General features: G+C 71.6%; 24 protein-coding genes. 15 read left to right on the top strand and 9 right to left on the bottom strand.

Annotation, left to right across the window (positions count from 1 at the left end):
* Positions 1-41: 41 nt before the first annotated feature.
* Genes QQX13_RS10670 through QQX13_RS10630 form a run of 9 tightly spaced genes read left to right on the top strand, consistent with a single transcriptional unit; the run spans position 42 to position 7,043 of the window.
* Positions 42-695, top strand: coding sequence for a helix-turn-helix transcriptional regulator (locus tag QQX13_RS10670; protein WP_301121666.1), 654 nt, complete (start codon positions 42-44; stop codon positions 693-695).
* Entirely contained in the window at positions 692-2,125 is a 1,434-nt protein-coding gene (gene sufB, locus QQX13_RS10665; RefSeq protein ID WP_436968577.1) for a Fe-S cluster assembly protein SufB, read from the top strand. Before QQX13_RS10670 ends, sufB begins: the two co-directional genes overlap by 4 nt.
* A complete protein-coding gene (gene sufD, locus QQX13_RS10660; protein ID WP_301153386.1) occupies positions 2,122-3,309 on the top strand; it encodes a Fe-S cluster assembly protein SufD in 1,188 nt (395 codons plus the stop codon). Before sufB ends, sufD begins: the two co-directional genes overlap by 4 nt.
* Entirely contained in the window at positions 3,302-3,655 is a 354-nt protein-coding gene (locus QQX13_RS10655; RefSeq protein ID WP_301121656.1) for a non-heme iron oxygenase ferredoxin subunit, read from the top strand. Before sufD ends, QQX13_RS10655 begins: the two co-directional genes overlap by 8 nt.
* Positions 3,652-4,407, top strand: a complete 756-nt coding sequence (gene sufC / locus QQX13_RS10650; protein WP_301121654.1) for a Fe-S cluster assembly ATPase SufC — start codon at positions 3,652-3,654, stop codon at positions 4,405-4,407. Before QQX13_RS10655 ends, sufC begins: the two co-directional genes overlap by 4 nt.
* 3 nt (positions 4,408-4,410) lie before the next feature.
* Complete coding sequence (locus QQX13_RS10645) at positions 4,411-5,682, top strand: aminotransferase class V-fold PLP-dependent enzyme (RefSeq protein WP_301153384.1); 1,272 nt, start codon at positions 4,411-4,413, stop codon at positions 5,680-5,682.
* Positions 5,679-6,164: a Fe-S cluster assembly sulfur transfer protein SufU gene (sufU, locus tag QQX13_RS10640; RefSeq protein ID WP_301121650.1), complete on the top strand. Its 486-nt coding sequence runs from the start codon at positions 5,679-5,681 to the stop codon at positions 6,162-6,164. The genes QQX13_RS10645 and sufU overlap by 4 nt, the downstream gene beginning before the upstream one ends.
* On the top strand, positions 6,161-6,490 hold the full coding sequence (locus QQX13_RS10635) for a metal-sulfur cluster assembly factor (RefSeq protein ID WP_301121648.1): 330 nt from the start codon (positions 6,161-6,163) through the stop codon (positions 6,488-6,490). Before sufU ends, QQX13_RS10635 begins: the two co-directional genes overlap by 4 nt.
* Positions 6,491-6,497: 7 nt before the next feature.
* Positions 6,498-7,043 carry a DUF1697 domain-containing protein gene (locus QQX13_RS10630; RefSeq protein WP_301121646.1) on the top strand — a complete coding sequence of 182 codons (546 nt, stop codon included), beginning with the start codon at positions 6,498-6,500 and terminating at the stop codon, positions 7,041-7,043.
* Between the two features lie 6 nt (positions 7,044-7,049).
* Here QQX13_RS10630 and QQX13_RS10625 read toward each other — a convergent pair whose 3' ends face one another.
* The 4 genes from QQX13_RS10625 to QQX13_RS10610 form a co-directional block, all read right to left on the bottom strand.
* Positions 7,050-8,468, bottom strand: a complete 1,419-nt coding sequence (locus tag QQX13_RS10625; RefSeq protein WP_301153382.1) for a basic amino acid/polyamine antiporter — start codon at positions 8,466-8,468, stop codon at positions 7,050-7,052.
* Between the two features lie 4 nt (positions 8,469-8,472).
* The gene (gene ypfJ / locus QQX13_RS10620) at positions 8,473-9,369 is read right to left on the bottom strand and encodes a KPN_02809 family neutral zinc metallopeptidase (protein ID WP_301121642.1); all 897 of its coding nucleotides are present in this window, start codon (positions 9,367-9,369) and stop codon (positions 8,473-8,475) included.
* An 82-nt stretch (positions 9,370-9,451) separates the two neighbouring features.
* Positions 9,452-10,399 (bottom strand): CbiQ family ECF transporter T component, encoded by a 948-nt coding sequence (locus QQX13_RS10615; protein WP_301121636.1) that lies wholly within the window; start codon positions 10,397-10,399, stop codon positions 9,452-9,454.
* Positions 10,396-11,103, bottom strand: a complete 708-nt coding sequence (locus QQX13_RS10610; RefSeq protein ID WP_301121634.1) for an energy-coupling factor ABC transporter ATP-binding protein — start codon at positions 11,101-11,103, stop codon at positions 10,396-10,398. Before QQX13_RS10610 ends, QQX13_RS10615 begins: the two co-directional genes overlap by 4 nt.
* Positions 11,104-11,202: 99 nt before the next feature.
* Between QQX13_RS10610 and QQX13_RS10605 the strand changes: the two genes are divergently transcribed.
* Positions 11,203-12,015, top strand: a complete 813-nt coding sequence (locus QQX13_RS10605) for an alpha/beta fold hydrolase (RefSeq protein ID WP_301153380.1) — start codon at positions 11,203-11,205, stop codon at positions 12,013-12,015.
* Positions 12,016-12,019: 4 nt separating this feature from the next.
* On the opposite strand, the gene QQX13_RS10600 is transcribed toward QQX13_RS10605, so the two are convergent.
* Positions 12,020-12,703 (bottom strand): biotin transporter BioY, encoded by a 684-nt coding sequence (locus tag QQX13_RS10600; protein WP_301153379.1) that lies wholly within the window; start codon positions 12,701-12,703, stop codon positions 12,020-12,022.
* A gap of 131 nt (positions 12,704-12,834) precedes the next feature.
* On the opposite strand from QQX13_RS10600, the gene QQX13_RS10595 reads away from it, so the two are divergent.
* Positions 12,835-14,433 carry an ABC-F family ATP-binding cassette domain-containing protein gene (locus QQX13_RS10595; RefSeq protein WP_301121628.1) on the top strand — a complete coding sequence of 533 codons (1,599 nt, stop codon included), beginning with the start codon at positions 12,835-12,837 and terminating at the stop codon, positions 14,431-14,433.
* Between the two features lie 3 nt (positions 14,434-14,436).
* Here the strand turns inward: QQX13_RS10595 and QQX13_RS10590 are convergent, their stop codons facing one another.
* The gene (locus QQX13_RS10590; RefSeq protein WP_301153378.1) at positions 14,437-15,366 is read right to left on the bottom strand and encodes an alpha/beta fold hydrolase; all 930 of its coding nucleotides are present in this window, start codon (positions 15,364-15,366) and stop codon (positions 14,437-14,439) included.
* A gap of 39 nt (positions 15,367-15,405) precedes the next feature.
* A complete protein-coding gene (locus QQX13_RS10585; RefSeq protein ID WP_301153376.1) occupies positions 15,406-16,260 on the bottom strand; it encodes an SURF1 family protein in 855 nt (284 codons plus the stop codon).
* Between the two features lie 126 nt (positions 16,261-16,386).
* Here QQX13_RS10585 and fabG point away from each other — a divergent pair, with 126 nt between their 5' ends.
* From fabG to QQX13_RS10565, 4 genes are read left to right on the top strand one after another with little or no spacing between them, the layout of a single operon-like run.
* Positions 16,387-17,091 carry a 3-oxoacyl-ACP reductase FabG gene (fabG, locus tag QQX13_RS10580; protein WP_301121621.1) on the top strand — a complete coding sequence of 235 codons (705 nt, stop codon included), beginning with the start codon at positions 16,387-16,389 and terminating at the stop codon, positions 17,089-17,091.
* Positions 17,092-17,124: 33 nt separating this feature from the next.
* Entirely contained in the window at positions 17,125-17,892 is a 768-nt protein-coding gene (gene fabI / locus QQX13_RS10575; RefSeq protein WP_301153375.1) for an enoyl-ACP reductase FabI, read from the top strand.
* A gap of 4 nt (positions 17,893-17,896) precedes the next feature.
* Positions 17,897-18,409 carry a SixA phosphatase family protein gene (locus QQX13_RS10570; RefSeq protein WP_301121617.1) on the top strand — a complete coding sequence of 171 codons (513 nt, stop codon included), beginning with the start codon at positions 17,897-17,899 and terminating at the stop codon, positions 18,407-18,409.
* Positions 18,406-19,362 (top strand): glycoside hydrolase family 88 protein, encoded by a 957-nt coding sequence (locus QQX13_RS10565; RefSeq protein ID WP_301121615.1) that lies wholly within the window; start codon positions 18,406-18,408, stop codon positions 19,360-19,362. The genes QQX13_RS10570 and QQX13_RS10565 overlap by 4 nt, the downstream gene beginning before the upstream one ends.
* A gap of 18 nt (positions 19,363-19,380) precedes the next feature.
* Here the strand turns inward: QQX13_RS10565 and serB are convergent, their stop codons facing one another.
* Both serB and glgC read right to left on the bottom strand, forming a co-directional pair.
* Positions 19,381-20,028: a phosphoserine phosphatase SerB gene (gene serB / locus QQX13_RS10560; protein ID WP_301121613.1), complete on the bottom strand. Its 648-nt coding sequence runs from the start codon at positions 20,026-20,028 to the stop codon at positions 19,381-19,383.
* A complete protein-coding gene (gene glgC / locus QQX13_RS10555; protein ID WP_301121606.1) occupies positions 20,025-21,266 on the bottom strand; it encodes a glucose-1-phosphate adenylyltransferase in 1,242 nt (413 codons plus the stop codon). The genes serB and glgC overlap by 4 nt, the downstream gene beginning before the upstream one ends.
* Between the last annotated feature and the right edge of the window lie 18 nt (positions 21,267-21,284).

Raw genomic sequence — 21,284 nt, 5'->3', positions numbered from 1 at the left:
CTTAATCGCCACCCCCGTCCCCGTGCTCTCGAGGAGGTCGTATGTCCGCTGACACCACGCGCGATCGCGTGCTCAGCCTCATCGCGACCGCGGGTCCCATCACCGCGGCCGCGCTCGCCCAGGAGCTCGGCGTCACCGCTGCGGGCGTGCGTCGTCACCTGACCTCCCTCGAGGACGCGGGGCACATCGTCGACCACGAGCCGCCGGGCGTGCACGCTCGCGGGCGCGGGCGCCCCGCGCGTTCGTTCGTGGCGACGCAGGCGGGACAGCAGGCGCTCGCCTCCGCCTACCAGGACGTGGCCGTCGATGCGCTGGGCTACCTGCGCGATCACGGCGGCCTCGACGAGTTCGTCGAGGCGAAGGCCCGCGAGCTCGAGTCCGCCCTCGAGCGGTCGGTGGACCCCGGCGCGCCGCTGGCGCAGCGCGTCACCGCCCTCGCCAGCGCGCTCGGCGAGCGCGGGTATGCCGCCTCGGTCCGGCCCGGTCCCGGTGGCATCACGGTCCAGCTCTGCCAGGGGCACTGCCCCGTCCAGTCCATCGCGGAGAAGACCCCCGAGTGGTGCGAGGCCGAGGCCCGCGCCTTCTCGAGGATCCTCGACGTGCACGTGCAGCGGTTGTCCACCCTCGCGGGTGGCGCCCACGTCTGCACCACCACGATCCCGCTCACCACCCCGACACCCCGCAAGGAAGGATGAGCATGAGTGCTCCCACCGAGCCCATGAGCCAGGACGAGGCGATCGCCTCGATCGGCAACTACCAGTTCGGCTGGCACGACACCGACACCGCAGGCGCGCTCGCGAAGCGCGGCCTCAACGAGGACGTCGTCCGCGAGATCTCGGCGCTGAAGAATGAGCCCGAGTGGATGCTCGACCTGCGCCTGAAGGGCCTCAAGCTCTTCGGCAAGAAGCCGCTGCCCAACTGGGGCTCCGACCTCACCGGCATCGACTTCGACAACATCAAGTACTTCGTGCGCTCGACCGAGAAGCAGGCCACCAGCTGGGAGGACCTGCCGGAGGACATCCGCAACACGTACGACAAGCTCGGCATCCCCGAGGCGGAGAAGCAGCGCCTGGTCGCCGGAGTCGCCGCGCAGTACGAGTCCGAGGTGGTCTACCACCAGATCCGCGAGGACCTGGAGGAGCAGGGCGTCATCTTCGTCGACACCGACACGGGCCTGCGCGAGCACCCCGAGATCTTCGAGGAGTACTTCGGCTCCGTGATCCCGGTCGGCGACAACAAGTTCGCCGCGCTGAACACGGCCGTGTGGTCGGGCGGCTCGTTCGTCTACGTCCCCCCGGGCGTCCACGTCGAGATCCCGCTCCAGGCCTACTTCCGCATCAACACGGAGAACATGGGCCAGTTCGAGCGCACCCTGATCATCGCGGACGAGGGCTCGTACGTGCACTACGTCGAGGGATGCACCGCGCCGATCTACAGCTCGGACTCCCTGCACTCCGCCGTGGTCGAGATCATCGTCAAGAAGAACGCCCGCGTGCGCTACACGACCATCCAGAACTGGTCGAACAACGTGTACAACCTGGTCACCAAGCGCGCGACCGCGGCCGAGGGCGCCACCATGGAGTGGGTCGACGGCAACATCGGCTCGAAGGTCACCATGAAGTACCCGGCGATCTTCATGCTCGGCGAGCACGCGAAGGGCGAGACCCTGTCGATCGCGTTCGCGGGCGAGGGGCAGCACCAGGACGCCGGCGCCAAGATGGTGCACGCGGCGCCCAACACCTCGTCGTCGATCATCTCCAAGTCCGTCGCCCGTGGCGGCGGCCGCACCTCGTACCGCGGCCTGGTCCAGGTCCTCGAGGGCGCCAAGAACTCGAAGTCGAACGTGCTGTGCGATGCGCTGCTCGTCGACCAGATCAGCAGGTCCGACACCTACCCGTACGTCGACGTCCGCGAGGACGACGTCCACATGGGCCACGAGGCATCCGTCTCGAAGGTGTCCGAGGACCAGCTGTTCTACCTCATGTCCCGAGGCCTCGAGGAGTCGGAGGCCATGGCCATGATCGTGCGCGGGTTCGTCGAGCCCATCGCGCGCGAGCTGCCCATGGAGTACGCGCTCGAGCTCAACCGCCTCATCGAGCTTCAGATGGAAGGATCCGTCGGTTGACCGTCACCGATCACACCCAGGCCACCGCCGACGCCGCGCACAGCCACGGCATCGTCCCCGACTCGTCCCGTGCGGATCGCGTCGTCTCCTTCGACGTCGACGCGTTCCCCGTGCCGACGGGTCGTGAGGAGAACTGGCGCTTCAGCGCCGTGCGTGACCTCAAGCCGCTGTTCGCCGACGAGCCGGCCGACGGCCACCTCGAGTGGTCCACCAGCGACCTTCCGGCGGGCGTGACGCTCACCGAGATCCCGGTCGACGATGCGGTGGTCCGCACCGTGCGTGCGCCCGGCGACCGCGCCTCGGCCGTGGCGGCCAAGCACTCCGGCGGCGCCATGGTGCTCGCCATCGCGCCGAACACCGTGGTCGACGAGCCCATCACCATCGACCTCAACGGCGCCGGCGGCGACGTCCGCGGCCACCTGCTCGTCGAGGTCGGCACCTCCGCCGAGGCGACGGTGGTCATCACCCGGACCGGCACCGCACGCTACTCCGAGCTCGTCTCGGTGGACCTGCGCGACAACGCCGGGCTCAACCTGGTGCTCCAGCAGCAGTGGGACGCGGACGCGATCCACGCGGGCGAGGTGGTCGCACGCCTCGGGCGCGACGCGCGCCTGCGGGGCACCGTGGTCACCCTCGGCGGCAAGGTCGTGCGCCTCAACACCTCGGCGGCGTTCGCCGGCGAGGGCGCGAGCGTCGATCTGTTCGGCCTGTATTTCGCGGACTCGGGTCAGCACCAGGAGCACCAGCTCTTCGTCGACCACGCGGTGCCCAAGTGCACGTCGCGCGTCACCTACAAGGGCGCGCTGGCGGGGGCCTCCGCGCGCTCCGTGTGGATCGGCGACGTGCTGATCCGCGCCGCGGCCGAGGGCACCGACACCTACGAGCTCAACCGCAACCTGGTCCTCACGGACGGCGCGCGCGCCGACTCGGTCCCGAACCTCGAGATCGAGACCGGTGAGATCGAGGGCGCGGGCCACGCGTCCGCGACCGGCCGCTTCGACGAGGAGCAGATGTTCTACCTGCGCTCGCGCGGCATCTCGGAGGAGCAGGCCCGCAAGCTCGTGGTCCGCGGCTTCTTCGCCGACCTCATCCACGAGATCGGCGTCCCCGCCGTCGAGGCGAGCCTGATGAAGCAGATCGAGCTCGAGCTGGAGCACGTGGAGGAGGAGCTCGAGGATGAGTGAGCAGTTCGCCTGCATGGTGAGCGACCTCGCGCCCGAGCGCGCGCTGCTCGCGGAGCTGACGCTGGCCGACGGGGCCGAGATCCCCGTCGCCATCGTGCGGTCCGCGGACGGCGACTTCTACGCGATCGACGACCTCTGCACCCACGGCGAGGTCTCCCTCTCGGAGGGCGAGGTGGAGGGCTGCCACGTCGAGTGCTGGGCCCACGGCTCGCGCTTCGACATCCGCACGGGCGTGCCGGACGAGCTGCCCGCGATGACCCCCGTGAAGACCTATCCGACCCGGGTCGAGGGCGAGCGCGTGCTCGTCGACATCGACCACCCCATTCTTACCAAGGAGAACGCATGAGCACCCTGGAGATCCGCAACCTCCACGTCACCGTCGAGACCCCCGAGGGCACCAAGGAGATCCTCAAGGGCGTCGACCTGACGATCAACTCGGGCGAGACGCACGCGATCATGGGCCCCAACGGCTCCGGCAAGTCGACCCTCGCCTACTCGATCGCCGGCCACCCGAAGTACGAGATCACCGAGGGCTCGGTCACGCTCGACGGCGAGGACGTCCTCGAGATGTCGGTCGACGAGCGTGCCAAGGCCGGCCTGTTCCTCGCCATGCAGTACCCGGTCGAGGTGCCCGGCGTGTCCGTGTCGAACTTCCTGCGCACCGCGAAGACCGCGATCGACGGCGAGGCCCCCAAGCTCCGCACGTGGGTCAAGGACGTCAAGGGCGCGATGGAGAACCTCCGCATGGACCCCGCGTTCGGTGAGCGCGGCGTCAACGAGGGCTTCTCGGGCGGTGAGAAGAAGCGCCACGAGATCCTCCAGATGGAGCTGCTGCAGCCGAAGATCTCGATCCTCGACGAGACGGACTCCGGCCTCGACGTCGACGCGCTGCGCATCGTCTCCGAGGGCGTCAACCGCGCCAAGGACAACACGGGCCTGGGCATCATGCTCATCACCCACTACACCCGCATCCTCAACTACATCCGGCCCGACTACGTGCACGTGTTCGTGAACGGCCGGGTCGCCGAGGAGGGCGGCCCCGAGCTCGCCGAGCGTCTCGAGGCCGAGGGCTACGACCGCTACCTGGCGAGCGCCTGAACGATGCTCGCCGACGTCCGCGACGACTTCCCGCTCCTGGCACGCACGGTCAGGAACGGGAGGCCGCTCGTGTACCTCGACTCCGGCGCGACGGCCCAGCGGCCGCGTGCCGTGCTGGAGGCCGAGGCCGACTTCCTGACGCGGAGCAACGGCGCTGTCGCGCGCGGCGCGCACCTGCTCGCGGAGGAGGCGACCGAGGCCTTCGAGGGTGCGCGTGCGGATGTCGCGCGGCTGGTCGGAGCGCCCGTCGAGGAGATCGTCTGGACCTCGGGAGCGACCGCGGCGATCAACCTGGTCGCGAACGGGATCCAGAACGCGACCCTGGGAGCCGGGGGAGCGGAGGCGGATCGCTTCCGCATCGGCCCGGGTGACCGGATCGTCGTCACGGAGCTCGAGCACCACGCGAACCTGATCCCGTGGCAGCAGCTCGCGGCACGGACGGGCGCCGAGCTCGCCTGGATCCCGGTGGACGATGCCGGGGTCCTGGACCTCTCGACGCTCGCCGAGATCGTGAGCCCGTCCACCAAGGTGGTCGCGTTCACGCACGCCAGCAACGTCACCGGCGTCATCACGGACGTCGCGGCGATCGTGGCGCGCGCCCACGAGGTGGGCGCGCTCACCGTGCTCGACGCATGCCAGTCGGTGCCGCACATCCCGGTGTCCTTCCCGGAGCTCGGCGTCGACTTCGCCGCCTTCTCGGGCCACAAGATGCTCGGCCCGACCGGGGTGGGCGCCCTGTGGGGCCGCAAGGAGCTGCTCGACGCGCTGCCGCCGTCGATCTTCGGCGGTGGGGCCATCGCGGTGGTCACCATGGAGAGGACCACGTGGCTCGAGGCGCCCACGCGTTTCGAGCCCGGCACGCAGCCCGTCTCTCAGGCCGTCGGCATGGGTGCGGCCGCGAGGTACCTCATGAGCCTCGGGATGGAGAACGTCGCCGCCCATGAGGCGCGCATCGCGCAGATCATGCGCGAGGGCGCTGCGAGTCTCGACGGTGTCCGGCTCCTCGGCCCGGTCGGCGGCCCCGCCGCCGGGGACGTGCTCGGCCTCGCCGCGGTCGCGGTCGAGGGCGTCCACGCCCATGACGTCGGCCAGGTGCTGGACGACCGCGGCATCGCCGCGCGGGTGGGACACCACTGCGCCCAGCCCCTGCATCGTCGCCTCGGGCTCACCGGCTCGACCCGGGCGTCGGCCCACGTGTACACCACCGAGGCGGACGCGCACGCGTTCGTCGAGGCGCTCGCCTCGGTCCGCAGCTTCTTCGGAGTCACCGCATGAGCTCTCTCGAGCAGATGTACCAGCAGGTCATCATGGACCACGCCCGCGCCGCGCATGGCCGCGGCCTGGTTCAGGTCGACCTGCCCGCCCACGGCGAGTCGCACCAGGTCAACACGACCTGCGGAGACGAGGTCACCCTGCGGGTGGGCCTCGAGGGCGACACGATCGCGTCGCTCTCCTGGGAGGGCCAGGGCTGCTCGATCTCGCAGGCGTCGATCTCTGTGCTCGCCGAGCTCCTCGACGGCGAGTCGCTCGAGACGGCCGATGAGACCTACGAGGCGTTCCGTGCCCTGATGCAGGCGAAGGGCGAGCCGCTGGACGACGATCGCGAGGACATGCTGGGCGACGCGACCGCGTTCGTCGGTGTCGGCAAGTACCCTGCACGCATCAAGTGCGCGCTCCTGGGCTGGGTGGCCCTCAAGGACGCGCTCATCCAGGCGAGGGGCGCATCGTCCTCCGCCACGGAAGGAGACAAGGCATGACCGAAGGCACCAAGGCCCCGGCCAACGCCGCGGACGTCGAGGAGGCGCTCCGCGACGTCATCGACCCCGAGCTCGGCATCAACGTCGTGGATCTCGGGCTGGTCTACGGCGTGATGCTCGATGAGAACCGCCACGCCGTGATCGACATGACGCTGACGTCCGCGGCCTGCCCGCTGACGGACGTCATCGAGGACCAGACCTCGCAGGCGCTCGACGGCCTGGTCGACGGCTTCCGCATCAACTGGGTGTGGATGCCGCCGTGGGGGCCGGACAAGATCACCGACGACGGCCGCGAGCAGCTCCGCGCGCTCGGCTTCAACGTCTGACACCACCATGGCCACGACGCACGTGGTCCTCATCCGCGCGATCAACGTCGGCGGGCGCAACAAGGTGCCCATGGCGGAGCTGCGCGCCTCTCTCGAGGCCGCGGGGCTCCGCCAGGTGCGCACCTACATCCAGTCGGGCAACGTGCTGGTCGACGCGGGGGAGAGCCGCGCCGACCAGGTGAACTCCCTGGTCGAGCGTGTGCTGCTGGCCGACTTCGACGTGGACACCGTGGTCGTCACGGTCGACGCGGCGACGATGCGCGGCGCCGTCGAGGGCGCGCCGTCCCGCTTCGGTGCGGAGCCGGATGTCTACCACTCGGATGTCGCCTTCCTCCGGCCCGGCATCGCCGCGTCCGAGGCCGCGGACGCGTTCTCGTTGCGCGAGGGCGTCGACACGCTGTGGGAGGGCGAGGGAGTCGTGTACTTCCGCCGGCTCAGCGCGCAGCGCACGAAGTCGCGGATGTCGAGCGTGATGGGCACGCCGATGTACAAGCAGATGACCATCCGCAACTGGGCGACCACCACGACGCTGGTCGGGATGCTGGACGGCTGAGCGTCCTCAGAGGCTGACGGCGCCGGTCGCGAGGGCGACCACGGCCGCGACGGCGCCCGCGACGCTGAGCGCGCACAGCACCGCCTCGCGGCGGCTGAAGACCCGCAGGCCCTGCTCCCGGCGCGCCCACGCGTACAGCAACGTCGCGGGCGCGTAGATGATGAGCGCCAGCAGGGCGTACGCCGGTCCCATCGCGTAGACAAGGAAGAACGTGTAGGCCAGCGCGATGGCTGCGACCACGATCGCGGCCGGCGCGCGATGGTCGCGTGACAGCGCCGCACGCACCCCGAATCCAGCCGTGAGCAGGTACGGGATGATCGCGAGCGCGCTGGTGAGCTCGAGCGAGAAGTCGAATGCGTTCTCGGAGAGCTGGGTGAGCACCAGGAAGAGCCAGGTGACCAGCGAGGTCGCCGTGAGCGCCGCGATCGGCACGCCCCGGCCGTTGGTGCGGCGGAGGAGGCGCGGGGCGTCGTCCTGGAGCGCCGCCTCGTGCAGCACCTCGGTGGCGAGCAGCGTCCAGGCGAGGTACGCGCCCAGCACGGAGATCAGCAGCCCGATGCCGATGAGCCAGGCGCCCCATGGTCCGACCGCCGCCTCCAGCACCCCGGCGGCCGACGGCTGGTCCAGCGCCGCGAGCTCGGCCCGGGGCAGGACGCCGAACGAGAGCATCGTGACGGCGACGAACAGCGCGAGCACCGTGAGGAAGCCCGTCACCGTCGCCCGCCCGACGTCCTCGCGCCGGCGCGCGTAGCGCGAGTAGACGCTCGCCCCCTCGACGCCCAGGAACACGAACACCGTCACCAGCATGGTCGCGCGCACCTGGTCGCCCAGCCCGCCCAGCGCATCGTCGCCCGCGAGGTTGCCGGTGAAGGTGTCCCAGGAGAAGCCGCCGAAGATCAGCAGCACCACGAACAGCAGCAGCGGCACGAACTTCGCGACGGCCGTGATCGCGTTGAGCGCCGCGGCCTGCGTGACGCCGCGCGCGACCACCAGGTGGAACGCCCACAGCCCGACCGTGCCCAGCGCGAAGGCCGCCCACGTCGAGCCGTCGCCGAACGCCGGCACCACCGCCCCGAGCGTCGAGGCGATGAGCACCCAGTAGGTCACGTTGGCGATGCACGCCGCGGCCCAGTACCCGAACGCCGAGAAGAATCCCACGTACGGGCCGAACCCCGCCTTCGCGTACGCGACGATGCCGGAGTCGAGATCGGGCCGCCGTATCGCGAGCCGCTGGAAGACGAGCGCGAGCATCAGCATGCCGCCGCCGGCGACGCCCCACGCGAGGAGGGCGCCGAGGCCGCCGGCCGAGCCCGCGAACGACGAGGGCAGGGAGAAGACGCCCGCGCCGACCATCGACCCGATGACCATGCCCGCGAGCACGGGCATCGACATCCCCGCGCGGCGCTCCTGGGTCGGGCCCGACACCGGCTCAGCCGTCCGTGACGCCGAACGCGTCGCACGCGGCGAGGGTGCCGTTGCGATAGCCGGCCGCGAACGCGTCGGCGCGCTGCTCGGCGCTGCCGTGCGTGAAGGTGTGCGGGTCCGCCTCGCCGCCCGAGGCCTCCTGGATGCGGTCGTCGCCCACCGCCGCGGCGGCGGAGAGCGCGTCGTCGAGGTCCTGCTGCGTGAGGGGCGCGAGGTACGGGGTGCCCGACGCGTCCGGCACGGTGGCCGCGTGTCCCGCCCAGACCCCCGCGAGGCAGTCGGCCATCAGCTCGACCTTGACGGAGTCGGAGTCCTCGCCGGTGCCCGTCCGGTCGGCGACGTCGAACACGCCCACGAGGTTCTCGATGTGGTGACCGTACTCGTGCGCCATCACGTACATCTCCGCGAGCGGGCCGCCGCTCGCGCCGAAGTCGGTCGCGAGCACGTCGAAGAAGCTCACGTCCAGGTAGATGGTCTGGTCGGGCGGGCAGTAGAACGGCCCCGTGGCGGACGATGCGGTGCCGCAGCCGGACTGCGTGGCCTGGTCGAACAGGACGATGCCGGGGTAGGCGAAGTCGACGCCCGCGGCGGGCAGCGCCTCGGCCCAGTACGCGTCGAGCGAGTTCACCGTGCCGACCATGCGGCAGTCGGTGTAGTCGTTGGCGTCGGCGCCCGTCTGGCAGCGGTCGGCGAGGTCCTGCTGCGCGGTGTCGTCGACGGGGGCGCTGCCGGTGCCGCCCATGAGCGCGCCCAGGTCGCTCGGGTTGCCGCCCAGGAACATGTACAGCAGCACGATCGCGAGGCCCCCGATGCCGCCTCCGATCGCGAGCCCGCCCTTGGCGCTCCGTCCGCGCGAGCCGACGCGGCCGGGATCGAGCCGAGAGCCCTCGTTGAACGTCATCGCCCCACCTCCACCGACCCCAACGCTAGCGGGGTGCTCAGGCTTCCGGAGGAGCGAGGTCGAACGGGTGCGCCGGTCGGACCTAGCGCAGCCCGCGACGGCGCTGGCGGCGCGAGGGCAGCCCCACGATGTCCTCGAAGGACGTGCCGGTGCTGTCGGCAGGGTCCTCCGCGACCTCGGGCTCGGCGGGGTCGTCTGACGCCTCCGGCTCGGGGGCGGCGTCCGTCACGGGCTCGGGCTCGTCCGTGGGCTCGGGCGCCGCGACCGCGGCGTCGGCGTCCTCCGCGACCACCGCATCGTCCTGCTGCCGGACCTCGATCTCGCCCGACGCCTCGCGGACGGGCGGCTCCGCGAGGCCGCGGGCGGCGAGCGCGTCGTGCCGGATGTCCGACTCGGCGACCTCGCGCTCGATGCGCTTGGTGCGCCCGTGCTCGGCGATGCCGCGCGCGTGCAGGGCCTGCCCCAGCTGCAGGGCGAAGCCGACGGTGCGGGACGCCGAGGGGATGAGGATCGCGCGCAGGTTGCGGTCCATGCCGCGGGCGCGGGCGGCGACGCGCGCCTCGACCAGGATGCGCGCGGCCTCCGGGATCGCGCGCAGGGCGAGCGCGACCATGAGGCCCAGCGTCTCGGGCGGCAGGATCCACCGCAGCGGCTTCGCGAGGGTGACGACGAGGTCCATCATCGCCTCCATCGAGGTCGACGAGGTGATCGCGAGCGCCAGCGCCGAGATCGCGATCAGATCGCCCGCGAGGTCGAGCGCGCGGACGTAGTCGCCCAGCCAGATCTGGAAGCCGGCCGTCAGGATCGCGACCACCGTGATCGCGAGCATGCCCTTGAGGGTCGCCTTGAGCGGGGGCTTGGTCGACGCGAGCAGCAGGAGGCACGCGGCGGTGATGCCGATGCTCGTGACCGGGTCCGAGATCACCATGCAGCTGATGGTGATCCCCAGCAGGAAGAGCATCTTGGCCCACGCCGGGGTCAGATGCATCGGCGTGCGTCGGGGTCGGTAGAGCCCGAGCAGCGAGATCACGCGGTGGCCCCCTGCGAGGCGCGACCGAACATGAGGTCGCGGTAGATCTTGACGGCCTCCTTGGGGTCGCCGTCGAAGACCACCTGCCCGAGGTCGATCACGAGCGTGCGCTCCGCGCGTGCCGCCGAGTCCAGGTCGTGGGTGACCTCGATGACCTGGAGCGGGAGGGAGCGCAGCAGCGCGCCCACGTGCGCGCGCCAGCGCAGGTCGAGCAGCGTGGTCGGCTCGTCGGCCACCAGGATCGACGGCGTGCAGGCGAGCACGCCCGCGAGCGCCAGCAGCTGGCGCTGCCCGCCCGAGAGAGCGTTGACGGAGACGTCGGCCTTGGACGCCAGACCGATCTCCTTGAGAGCCGAGAGCGCCGCCTCGTCGCGCTCCTTGCGGTTCTTGATCACCCGACGCAGGGAGAGCGCGACGTCCTCGATGCCGGTGGGCATGATGAGCTGGTTGGACGCGTCGGTGAACAGGTAGCCCACCTTGCGGCGGACGGCGGCGCCCTGCTTCTGGGTGTCGAGGCCGTCGACCTCGACGGAACCGCTCACCGGCAGCACCAGCCCGTTGATCAGCCGCGCGAGGGTCGACTTGCCGGACCCGTTCGCGCCGATGATGGAGATGCGGTCCTCGGTGAGCGTCAGCGAGGTCGGCTCGAGGATCGGCACCCCGGAATCGGGCGCGACGACGGCCGCCTCCTTGAACTCGATCATGGGGTCAAGGGTAAGCGGTGCGCCTCGCGAACCCGTAACCGGGGCGAGCGTGCCCCGACCGTGATAGACCTGGGGAACCGGACGCGACGGGGGGTCGCCATGGCAACGATGCTGATGCCCGACGGGCTGGGTCTGCACTACGAGATCTTCGGAGACGGTCCGCCGCTGGTGCTCGTCCACGGCGGCTGGAGCGACGTGTCGACGTGGCTGATGGTCAGGGAGCTCCTCGCGGAGCGCTTCACCGTGGTGATGTACGACCGCCGCGCGCACGGCGCGAGCGGCCCGCACGACGCCCCGCGGAGCGTGGCCGCGGATCTTGTGGATCTCGCCTACCTGATCGCGTCGCTGGGCGTCGGGCCCGTCGGCCTCTGCGGGTTCTCGCACGGCGCGCTCATCGCCCTGCGCCTCGCCGTCCGGCACCCGGACATGGTGGTCGGCGTGATCGGGCATGAGCCGGCGGCCCTCGGCGTCCTCGCCGCGAGCCGCGAGCACGACGCCGTCCGCATCCGCGACGCGGCGGAGCTGGCGGAGGTCCGCAGGCTTCTCGAGTCCGGCGCGCACGCACGCGCCGCCGAGCGCTTCGTCGATCGCGTGGCGTTCGACCCCGGCGTGTGGGCCTCCCTGCCGCCGGAGGAGCAGGTGCGGTTCGCCGCGCACGGTCCGACGTTCCTGTCCGATCTCCGGGACGACGAGGCCTTCACCCTCGAGCTCAGATCGATCGCGGCCCTCGAGGTGCCTCGAACCCTCACCTTCGGGGGTCGGAGCAGGCCGGTCTTCGGCGCCATCGGCGAGGTGCTCGCACCGGTTCTCCCGGCCGGGGCCATCCGGCGGTTCGACGACTGGGGTCACGTGCCCCACATCAGCCACCCCGCCGAGTACGTCGACGTGGTGAGCGACCTCCTCGCCGGGTGACCGTTCAGGCGGTGGCGCGCTCCTCCTGCGCCTCCGGGGTCCCGGCGACCCTCACCGCGGTGCGGGCGGCACCCAGCAGGCCCGGGTACGCGCGGTGGATGGTCGCGGCGACGATCCCGGCGAAGACCACCTTGAGGAGGTCGCCCGGCAGGAACGGGATCACGCCGGCGGTGAGCGCCGAGACGCACTCCTTGTCGAAGATGCCGGAGCAGCCCTCGCCGGGGAGCAGCGGCATGCCGGTGCGGACGGCGAGCCACGGGGCGCCGACGGCGTAGACCACCGGGATCGAGATCAGGCCGGCGATGATCAGCCACAGCGTGGACGACGCGCGGGAGGCGAGGCGTCCCGTCCGGGCCAGGAGCTGGGCGGCGCCGCCGACCACCAGCGCGGCGGCGGCGAACCCGACCAGGTAGCCGCCGGTGGGTCCGGTGAGGATCGCCAGGCCCGAGGTGTGGTTCGCGAACACCGGCAGCCCCATCAGCCCCATCGCGAGGTAGAGCACCACGGAGGCGAAGGCGCGCCACGCGCCGAGCACCAGGCCGGCGAGCACGATCGCGAACGTCTGCAGCGTGATCGGCACCCCGCCGAGCAGCTCGACGCCCGGCACGAGCGTCGAGGCGGCGATGAAGGCGGCGAAGACGGCGATCAGCGCGATCGACTGGCCGGTCATGTGGCGGTTCTGCGGCATGGGGACCCCCTGGGATAATGGACGCGGTCACCCTATCCGGCAACGAATGCCCTGGTCCGCGGCATGTGCCCGGATGCAGAAACGTTGTCGGTTCCCTACAGACACGGTGACATCGACCCCGAGGAGACTGTGTGATCATCGCCAAGGATCTGGAGATCCGCATCGGCGCCCGCGTGCTGCTGCACCCCGCGTCGTTCCAGATCGGCCCCGGCGACCGCGTGGGCCTGGTCGGCCGCAACGGCGCCGGCAAGACCACGATGACCCGCCTGCTCGCGGGCGAGGGGCAGCCCACGGGCGGCAAGGTCACCCACAAGGGATCGATCGGCTACCTGCCTCAGGATCCGCGCGAGGGCGAGCCCACCCAGCGCGCGCTCGACCGGATCCTCTCCGTGCGCGACCTCGCCTCGATCCTCACCAAGCTCCGTGAGGCGGAGGAGGGCATGGCGAGCCCCGACGTGGCGGTGATGGAGAAGGCGATGAACGCCTACCCGCGCCTCGAGGAGCGCTTCCGCGCCGCCGGCGGCTACGCCGCGGAGTCCGAGGCGCAGCGGATCGCCGCGAACCTCGGTCTCGACGAGCGCATCCTGTCGCAGCCGCTGGGGACCCTGTCGGGTGGCCAGCGCCGCCGCGTCGAGCTGGCCCGCATCCTCTTCTCCGACGCGGAGACGCTGCTGCTCGACGAGCCGACCAACCACCTCGACGCCGACTCGATCGTGTGGCTCCGCGGATTCCTCGCCGCGTTCCCCGGCGGGCTGGTGGTGATCTCGCACGACGTCGAGCTGCTGCGCGCCTCCGTCACCCGGGTGTTCCACCTCGACGCGAACCGTGGCGAGCTCGACCAGTACGCCCTGGGCTGGGACCTGTACCTCAAGCAGCGCGAGACCGACGAGAAGCGCCGTCGTCGCGAGCGCGACAACGCGGAGAAGAAGGCCGCGGCGCTGATGGCGCAGGCCGCCAAGATGAAGGCCACCGCCACCAAGGCCGTCGCCGCGCAGAACATGGCCAAGCGCGCCGAGCGGATGCTCTCCGGCGTCGAGAGCGAGCGGGTGCAGGATCGTGTGGCCGCGCTGCGCTTCCCGACCCCCGCGGCGTGCGGCAAGACGCCGCTGCGTGCGTCCGAGCTGTCGAAGTCCTACGGCTCGCTCGAGGTGTTCACCGACGTCGAGCTCGCGATCGACCGCGGCTCGCGCGTCGTGGTGCTGGGCCTCAACGGCGCCGGCAAGACCACGCTGCTGCGCCTGCTCGGCGGGGTCGAGGACCCCGACACCGGCCAGGTCGAGCCGGGGCACGGCCTCAAGCTCGGGTACTACGCGCAGGAGCACGACACGCTCGACATGGACGCCACGGTGCTCGAGAACCTGCGGCACGCCGCGCCGGATCTCGACGACACCGCCGTCCGCAACGTGCTCGGCTCCTTCCTGTTCATCGGCGACGACGCGTACAAGCCGGCGCGGGTGCTCTCCGGCGGCGAGAAGACCCGCCTGGCGCTCGCGACGCTGGTGGTGTCCCAGGCGAACGTGCTCCTGCTCGACGAGCCGACCAACAACCTCGATCCGGCCTCGCGCGCCGAGATCCTGCGCGCGCTGCGGACCTACGAGGGCGCGGTGGTGCTCGTCACGCACGACGAGGGAGCGGTCGAGGCGCTCGAGCCCGAGCGCGTGCTGCTGCTGCCCGACGCTGTCGAGGACCTGTACAACGAGTCCTATCGGGAGCTGATCTCGCTCGCGTGAGGCTCAGCCCGACGGGTGCGAGCGGACCCAGTCGAGGGCGAACGCCTGCTGGGCCGCGGCGTCGTCGCTGACCCACAGCGCGTGATGGGAGCCCTGGGGGATCACCCGGAGCTCGGTGTCGGGGATCCGCGCCGCGGCGCGCTCGGCGTGCGCGACTCCGAGGGGTTCCGCGCCTCCGTGGATCACGAGCGTCGGGCAGCCGACCGACGCGAGCGGCGGATCCTCGAGCACGTCCCATGCCTCGAAGGCATCGAGCCGTGCGCCGGGGAAGCGCTCGGGGCTGCGCACGGTGCGCCGGCCCCAGACCGACGTGACGTAGGCGGCGCGGGAGGGGTCGGCGGCGACCCTGCGGGCGAGCCGCTCGACCACCGTCTCCCCGAGCGTGCTGTCGTCGCCGATCATCCGGCGCGCCGCGTCCTCGACCGAGCTCCCCAGCAGCGCGCGGTCCCGCCTCATGAGCATGGCCAGCATGGGGCGTGTCATCGCGACCCGCAGCACGCCGGGGCTCACCCCGATGTCGGGCGCGGTCGGGGTGGAGATCAGCACGAGCGACGTGACGCGGTCGGGGTGGCGGGCCGCGAGCTCGTAGCCCACGATCCCTCCCGCGCAGTGCCCGACGACCGCGCACGAGTCGATCGCCAGCGCGTCGAGCAGCGCCGCCATGCGGTCCGCCTGGCGAGCCGGGTCCCCGCCGGTGCCCGCCGGGGTGCCGAGGTACCCGGGGCGCGAGGGCGCGATCACCCTCCATCCGTTGCTCCAGAACGCGGCCGCCATGCCCAGTCCGGTGTCCCAGCCCCCCATCGTGGGGTGGAGGCTCAACAGCACCGGGCCGTCGCCCGCCTCCGCGTGCTCGACCGGGCCGAGCGGCGTCTCGGCGGTCCGCGCGCGTCCGGACACCCGCAGGGTCATCTCGGCGATGTCGGGAGCACGCATGGGTCGCCTCTCAGCTGGCGGGGGACGTGACGGACACCGTCAGGCTATGCCGTCCGGCCCCTGCAGCGCGTCCTCGATCTCCTCGTCGGACGGACCCGACCGACGGCGCGGCGCCCGCCGCACCCGAGACGCGGTGGCGACCGGAGCGCCGTCGCCGGACAGCGTCCACTCGCGTCGCGCCAGCAGGACGCCGCCGACCGGTGCGATGACGGCGAAGGCGAACCACTGCCACGTGTACGCGAGATGCGGACCCAGGCTCAGCTCGGGCAGCGGCACCTGCCCGGCGCCGTAGTGATCGACGCAGCCGTCGTCCGCGCACGCCTCGCGGAGCACGGCGTACGCGTCGTACGGGTCGCCGGCGGGGGCGGGCACCTGGGTCGGGACGATGCGGGTGGCGCCCGAGTCGCGGCGCCCGTCGTCGGCCTCGAACGCACGGGCGACCGCGGTCACCGTGACGGACCCGTCGGGCAGGGCGGGCGCCGCCAGGTCCTCGGTGGGGCCGGGCACCGGCACGTAGCCGAGGTTGACCAGCAGCGAGCGTCCGTCGTCGGTGTCGAGCCACACGAGCAGCTGGTACACGCGCTCGCGGTCGATCGGCCGGTTGCGCAGGAGCGTGAGGGAGGCGGTGTCGAAGGTGCCCGTCGCTGTGATCCGGCGCCATTCGTCGTCGGCGAGGGAGCCGTCGGACGCCGCCTCGGACGCCGCGACCGGCGCGAGCTGCGAGTTCTCGTCGAACAGCGCGATCGCGCTCGCTCTCGCCTCGTGGCGGCCCAGCTGCCAGAACCCCGCCCGGACCGCGACGGCCGAGATCAGCAGGGATGCCAGGACGATCGCGACCACCACCAGAGCCCGGCGCGCGCGCGAACGCGTCGGAACGGCGGGGGAGTCGGGCACGCTCCCGATGCTAGTCGCGCCCCGAGCGGCGCAGGTCCCGCCGTCGTGGGAACCGCCAAAGTCCCGGCGGCATCGTTGGCGCGCCCGGCGCGGCTCCAGCGTGCGGCGTCCGCTACCGTCGTGACCATGAGCCGTCACGTCCTTGTCACCGGCGCCAACCGCGGCATCGGTCGAGCCATCGCCGAGGCGTTCGTCGCCAACGGCGACACCGTGTCCACCATCTACCGCAGCGGAGACCTGCCCGAGGGCGTCACCGGCGCGATCGCCGACGTGACCGACACCGACGCGGTGAACGCCGCGTTCGACGAGCTCGAGGCGCAGCACGGTCGCGTGCGCGTCCTGATCGCCAACGCGGGCATCACGCGCGACGGGCTCCTGATGCGCATGTCCGACGCGGACTTCGAGACCGTCCTCGACGTCAACCTCACCGGCACGTTCCGCTGCGTCCGCCGCGCGGTCAACTCGATGATGCGCGAGAAGTACGGCCGGATCGTCCTCATCGGCTCCGTCGTGGGCCTGATGGGCAACCCCGGCCAGGTGAACTACTCGGCGTCCAAGTCGGCGCTGGTCGGCATGGCGCGGTCCGTCACCCGCGAGGTCGGGTCGCGCGGCATCACCGCGAACGTGGTCGCCCCGGGCTTCATCACCACGGACATGACGGCGGAGCTGGGCGAGGACACCGTCAAGCAGTACGCCGCGACCATCCCGGCCAAGCGCTTCGGCGGCACCGATGAGGTCGCCGCCGCCGCCCTCTACCTCGCGTCCGACGCCGCGGGCTACGTCTCGGGTGCCGTGCTGCCCGTCGACGGCGGCCTCGGCATGGGCCACTGACACCCCGCATCGTCCCCCTCTAGGAGCACACTCATGGGCATTCTCGAAGGCAAGAACATCCTGGTCACCGGCGTCCTCACCGAGGGCTCGATCGCGTTCGAGGTGGCGCGCCTCAGCCAGGAGCAGGGCGCGACCGTGGTCCTCACGGGGGTCGGCAGGTCGCTGAAGATCACGCAGGCCATGGGCCGCCGCCTCCCCGTCGAGGCGAAGGTGGTCGAGCTCGACGTCACCGACCCCGAGCACCTCGCCGCGCTGCCCGACGCCGTGCGCGAGCACGTCCCGCACCTCGACGGCGTGGTCCACTCGATCGGCTTCGCCCCGCAGACCGTCATGGGTGGCAACTTCATGACCGGCGAATGGGACGATGTCGCGACCGCGATGCACATCTCCGCCTACTCGCTCAAGGCGCTCGCGGCGGCGACCGCGCCGCTCATGCCGAACGGCGGGTCCATCGTCGGCCTCACCTTCGACGGGCGCTTCGCCTGGCCCGTGTACGACTGGATGGGCGTCGCCAAGGCGGCCTTCGAGGCGGTCAACCGGTACGTGGCCCGTGACCTGGGACCGCAGGGCATCCGCTGCAACGTGGTCTCGGCCGGCCCGATCAAGACCACCGCCGCGCGCCACATCCCCGGGTTCGACCAGATGGAGGGTGGCTGGTCCGCCCGCGCACCGCTCGGGTGGGACTCGGAGGACACCGAGCCGACCGCGCGCGCCGTGACCGCCCTGCTCTCCGACTGGTTCCCCGCCACCACGGGCGAGATGATCCACGTGGACGGCGGCGTCCACGCCATGGGACAGTGACCCCGTGCCTACGCTGATCATCGCCCGCCACGCCAAGGCCGAGGCCCCCGCGGCCGGCCTCTCCGACGCCGACCGCGCCCTCGAGCTGATCGGTCGCAAGGCCTCGACTCGGCTCGGCCAGGTGGCTGCACGCGCGGGCATCAACCCGGACCTCGCGCTCATCTCTCCCGCGCTGCGGACGCAGCAGACGTGGAACCTGATGGCGGGCGCGTTCTCGGGCGTCGAGGAGCGCGTGGTCGAGGACCTGTACGAGACCCACGTCGCCGGCATGGTCGAGATCCTGCAGGAGCTCGGCGAGGTCGAGACCGTGGTGATGGTCGGCCATGAGCCGACGTCCTCCGCGCTCGCCGCTCACCTTGCTGGTCCGGGCTCGGACAAGACCTCCCTGCAGCGCGTCGCGCATGGCCTTCCCACCGGCACGGCCGCGGTGATCGACCTCGAGTGCGACTGGGCGTCGGTCGGCTCTCGCTGCGGCCGTCTGGTGACGGTGCTGTCGGGCCGCGACGTCGAGGAGTGAGCGCTCCGCTCGACTCGATCGACACGGGAGCGCTCTGGCGCGCGCTGCTGTCGATGCAGCGGTTCGCCTGGGAGCAGGGCGTCGCGTCGCACGCCGCGATCGACGCAGGCGACCTCGACCTGGCCCGGCTGCTCGCGCGCGACGCGGTAGCGCGTGCCGACGCGGACGGTCAGCTGGGCGGGATGGACGATGCGGGTGCCGTCAACTCCGGCGCCCTTCTCGAGGCGGCGCTGCTGCTCGGGCGTGACGATCCGGCGGCGGCCGCGGCGGCGCAGCGGCAGCGCTGGTGGCTGCTGCGGTTCTCGCCGCGCGACGACTGGGGCGTGCTGCACCATCTGCGCGGCTCCTCCGAGGTGTGGGCCGACTCCGTGTACATGGTGGTGCCCGCGCTGGTCGCCTCCGGGGACCTCGCGCCCGCCGACATGCAGTACCGGATGCACCGCGAGCAGCTATGGGACCAGGCCAGCGGGCTCTACCGGCACCGCTTCGACATGGCGTCCCGCGCGTTCACGCGGGACGCCCTCTGGGCGAGCGGCAACGGCTGGGTCGCCGCCGGCCTGGCGCGGGCGCTCCACCTGGGCGTCGACGCCGACACGGTGCGTGAGCGCTGGGAACGGGAGACGCGGGAGCTGATCGATGCGTGCGCGGCGGTCGCGTCCGTCGACGGCCGCTTCCACGACGTGCTCGACGACCCCTCGACGTTCACGGATGGCTGCGCCGGGCTGATGCTCGCGTACGCCGCGTTCACGGGCGTCGCCGACGGGTGGCTCCCGGCGGAGTACGCCGAGGCGGGGGAGCGGTGGGCCGCGGCCGCCCTGACCCGCACCGACGACGCCGGCCTCGTCCGAGACGTCTGCGGCGCGCCGTCGTTCGACGCGCCAGGCACCAGCGCGGAGGCGCAGGCGTTCGCGGTCCTCGCGCTCAGCGCGAGGGCGCGGGCCCGGGCGGCCTGAACGCCCGCATCGTCCGCGTCAGGACGCCGCGACCACCCGCGGGACGCCCAGGACCTCGAGCGCCTCGTCCAGGCCGGCGCCGTTGAGCGCCACGTCCGCCTGCGCCTGCACCACGGGCTTGGCGTGCCACGCGATGCTGAGACCCGCGACGTCCATCATGCCCAGATCGTTGGCGCCGTCGCCGATCGCGACCGCGTCCTCCAGCGGGCAGCCCACCTCGGCGGCGTAGTCGCGCAGCGCCTGCGCCTTCGCCTCCCGGTCGATCACCGGGCCGATGGTGCGGCCGGTGAGCCGCCCGTCGGCCACCTCGAGCCGGTTCGCGCGGAACCGGGTGATGCCGAGCCGGGCGGCCAAGGAGGACACGACCTCGGTGAAGCCGCCGGAGACGAGCGCGACCTCCCATCCGGAGGCCTGGAGGCTGCGGATCAGCGTCTCGACTCCGGGCGTCAGCTCGACCTCCGCGACCACCTCCCCGAACACGGTGTCGGGCACCCCCGCGAGGGTGGCGACACGCTCGCCGAGGGACGCGGAGAAGTCGAGCTCGCCGCGCATGGCGCGCTCGGTGATGCGGGCCACCTCCTCGCGCGTTCCCGCGCGTTCGGCGATGAGCTCGATGACCTCGGCGGTGATCAGGGTGGAGTCGACGTCGAGGACGCAGAGCCTCATGCGGTGACGACCGTGCCCTTCGACACCACCGTGACGCCGCTCTCCGTGACGGTGAAGCCGCGGGCGAGGTCGGCCTCCTTGTCGATGCCCACGCGGGCCCCGTCCATGACCTCGACGTTCTTGTCGAGGATGGCGCGATGCACCTGGGCGTGCCGGTGGATCTGGACGCCGTCGAGCAGCACCGAGTCCGACACGGTCGACCACGAGTGCAGGCGCACGCCAGGCGACAGCACCGAGCCGGTGACGGTCGCGCCGGAGACGATCACCCCGGGGGAGACGATCGAGTCGGCGGCGTGGCCCAGGCGGCCTTCCTCCGAGTGGATGAACTTGGCGGGAGGGTTGGTGATGAGCCCCTGGTGGAGCGGCCACTCGTAGTTGTACACGTTGAACACCGGCTGGACCGCGATGAGGTCCATGTGGGCGTCGTAGTACATGTCGAGCGTCCCCACGTCGCGCCAGTAGTCGCGGTCGCGGTCGGTCGAGCCCGGGACGTCGTTGCGGATGAAGTCGTAGAAGCCGCACGTGCCCTTGTCGACGAAGTAGGGGACGATGTCGCCGCCCATGTCGTGCTTCGACGACGGGTCCTCGGCGTCGGCCGTGAGCGCCTCGAGCAGCGCGTCGGCGTTCGCGACGTAGTTGCCCATCGAGGCGAGGATCTCATCCGGGCTGTCCGGCAGGCCCTCCGGGTCCTTGGGCTTCTCGAGGAACGCGCGGATCCGGTCCGGCGTCGCGGGGTCGATGTCGATGACGCCGAACTGGTCCGCGAGCGAGATCGGCTGGCGGATGCCCGCCACCGTGAAGTCGGCGCCCGACTCGATGTGGGCGTCGACCATCTGCGAGAAGTCCATGCGGTACACGTGGTCGGCGCCCACGATCACGACGATGTCCGGCTTCTCGTCCTCGATGATGTTGACGGTCTGGTAGATCGCGTCGGCCGAGCCGAGGTACCAGTGCGGGCCGCGACGCTGCTGCGCCGGGACCGGAGCGACGTAGTTGCCCAGCAGCGGCGACATGCGCCACGTCCGGGCGATGTGGCGGTCGAGCGAATGCGACTTGTACTGCGTCAGCACCACCACATGCAGGTAGCGGGAGTTCACCAGGTTGCTCAGTGCGAAGTCGATGAGCCGGTAGGTCCCTCCGAAGGGGACGGCGGGCTTCGCACGGGCCGCGGTGAGGGGCATCAGACGCTTGCCCTCACCTCCTGCAAGGACGATGGCGAGAACTTTCGGCGCTGACATATGTCCAGCATAGGGGGC

Origin of the sequence: Demequina lignilytica, from assembly GCF_030418375.1 — a bacterium.
GTDB lineage: Bacteria > Actinomycetota > Actinomycetes > Actinomycetales > Demequinaceae > Demequina > Demequina lignilytica.
Note: the sequence above shows the minus strand (reverse complement) of the source record. Positions and strands in the feature narration are given on the sequence as shown.

What these genes read in the sequence shown, in the direction of transcription:
- QQX13_RS10670 (WP_301121666.1), top strand. Translation starts at nt 42, where the DNA reads ATGTCCGCTGACACCACGCGCGATCGCGTGCTCAGCCTCATCGCGACC.
- sufB (WP_436968577.1), top strand. Translation starts at nt 692, where the DNA reads ATGAGCATGAGTGCTCCCACCGAGCCCATGAGCCAGGACGAGGCGATC.
- QQX13_RS10655 (WP_301121656.1), top strand. Translation starts at nt 3,302, where the DNA reads ATGAGTGAGCAGTTCGCCTGCATGGTGAGCGACCTCGCGCCCGAGCGC.
- sufC (WP_301121654.1), top strand. Translation starts at nt 3,652, where the DNA reads ATGAGCACCCTGGAGATCCGCAACCTCCACGTCACCGTCGAGACCCCC.
- QQX13_RS10645 (WP_301153384.1), top strand. Translation starts at nt 4,411, where the DNA reads ATGCTCGCCGACGTCCGCGACGACTTCCCGCTCCTGGCACGCACGGTC.
- sufU (WP_301121650.1), top strand. Translation starts at nt 5,679, where the DNA reads ATGAGCTCTCTCGAGCAGATGTACCAGCAGGTCATCATGGACCACGCC.
- QQX13_RS10635 (WP_301121648.1), top strand. Translation starts at nt 6,161, where the DNA reads ATGACCGAAGGCACCAAGGCCCCGGCCAACGCCGCGGACGTCGAGGAG.
- QQX13_RS10630 (WP_301121646.1), top strand. Translation starts at nt 6,498, where the DNA reads ATGGCCACGACGCACGTGGTCCTCATCCGCGCGATCAACGTCGGCGGG.
- ypfJ (WP_301121642.1), bottom strand. Translation starts at nt 9,369, where the DNA reads ATGACGTTCAACGAGGGCTCTCGGCTCGATCCCGGCCGCGTCGGCTCG.
- QQX13_RS10610 (WP_301121634.1), bottom strand. Translation starts at nt 11,103, where the DNA reads ATGATCGAGTTCAAGGAGGCGGCCGTCGTCGCGCCCGATTCCGGGGTG.
- QQX13_RS10605 (WP_301153380.1), top strand. Translation starts at nt 11,203, where the DNA reads ATGGCAACGATGCTGATGCCCGACGGGCTGGGTCTGCACTACGAGATC.
- QQX13_RS10600 (WP_301153379.1), bottom strand. Translation starts at nt 12,703, where the DNA reads ATGCCGCAGAACCGCCACATGACCGGCCAGTCGATCGCGCTGATCGCC.
- QQX13_RS10590 (WP_301153378.1), bottom strand. Translation starts at nt 15,366, where the DNA reads ATGCGTGCTCCCGACATCGCCGAGATGACCCTGCGGGTGTCCGGACGC.
- fabG (WP_301121621.1), top strand. Translation starts at nt 16,387, where the DNA reads ATGAGCCGTCACGTCCTTGTCACCGGCGCCAACCGCGGCATCGGTCGA.
- fabI (WP_301153375.1), top strand. Translation starts at nt 17,125, where the DNA reads ATGGGCATTCTCGAAGGCAAGAACATCCTGGTCACCGGCGTCCTCACC.
- serB (WP_301121613.1), bottom strand. Translation starts at nt 20,028, where the DNA reads ATGAGGCTCTGCGTCCTCGACGTCGACTCCACCCTGATCACCGCCGAG.
- glgC (WP_301121606.1), bottom strand. Translation starts at nt 21,266, where the DNA reads ATGTCAGCGCCGAAAGTTCTCGCCATCGTCCTTGCAGGAGGTGAGGGC.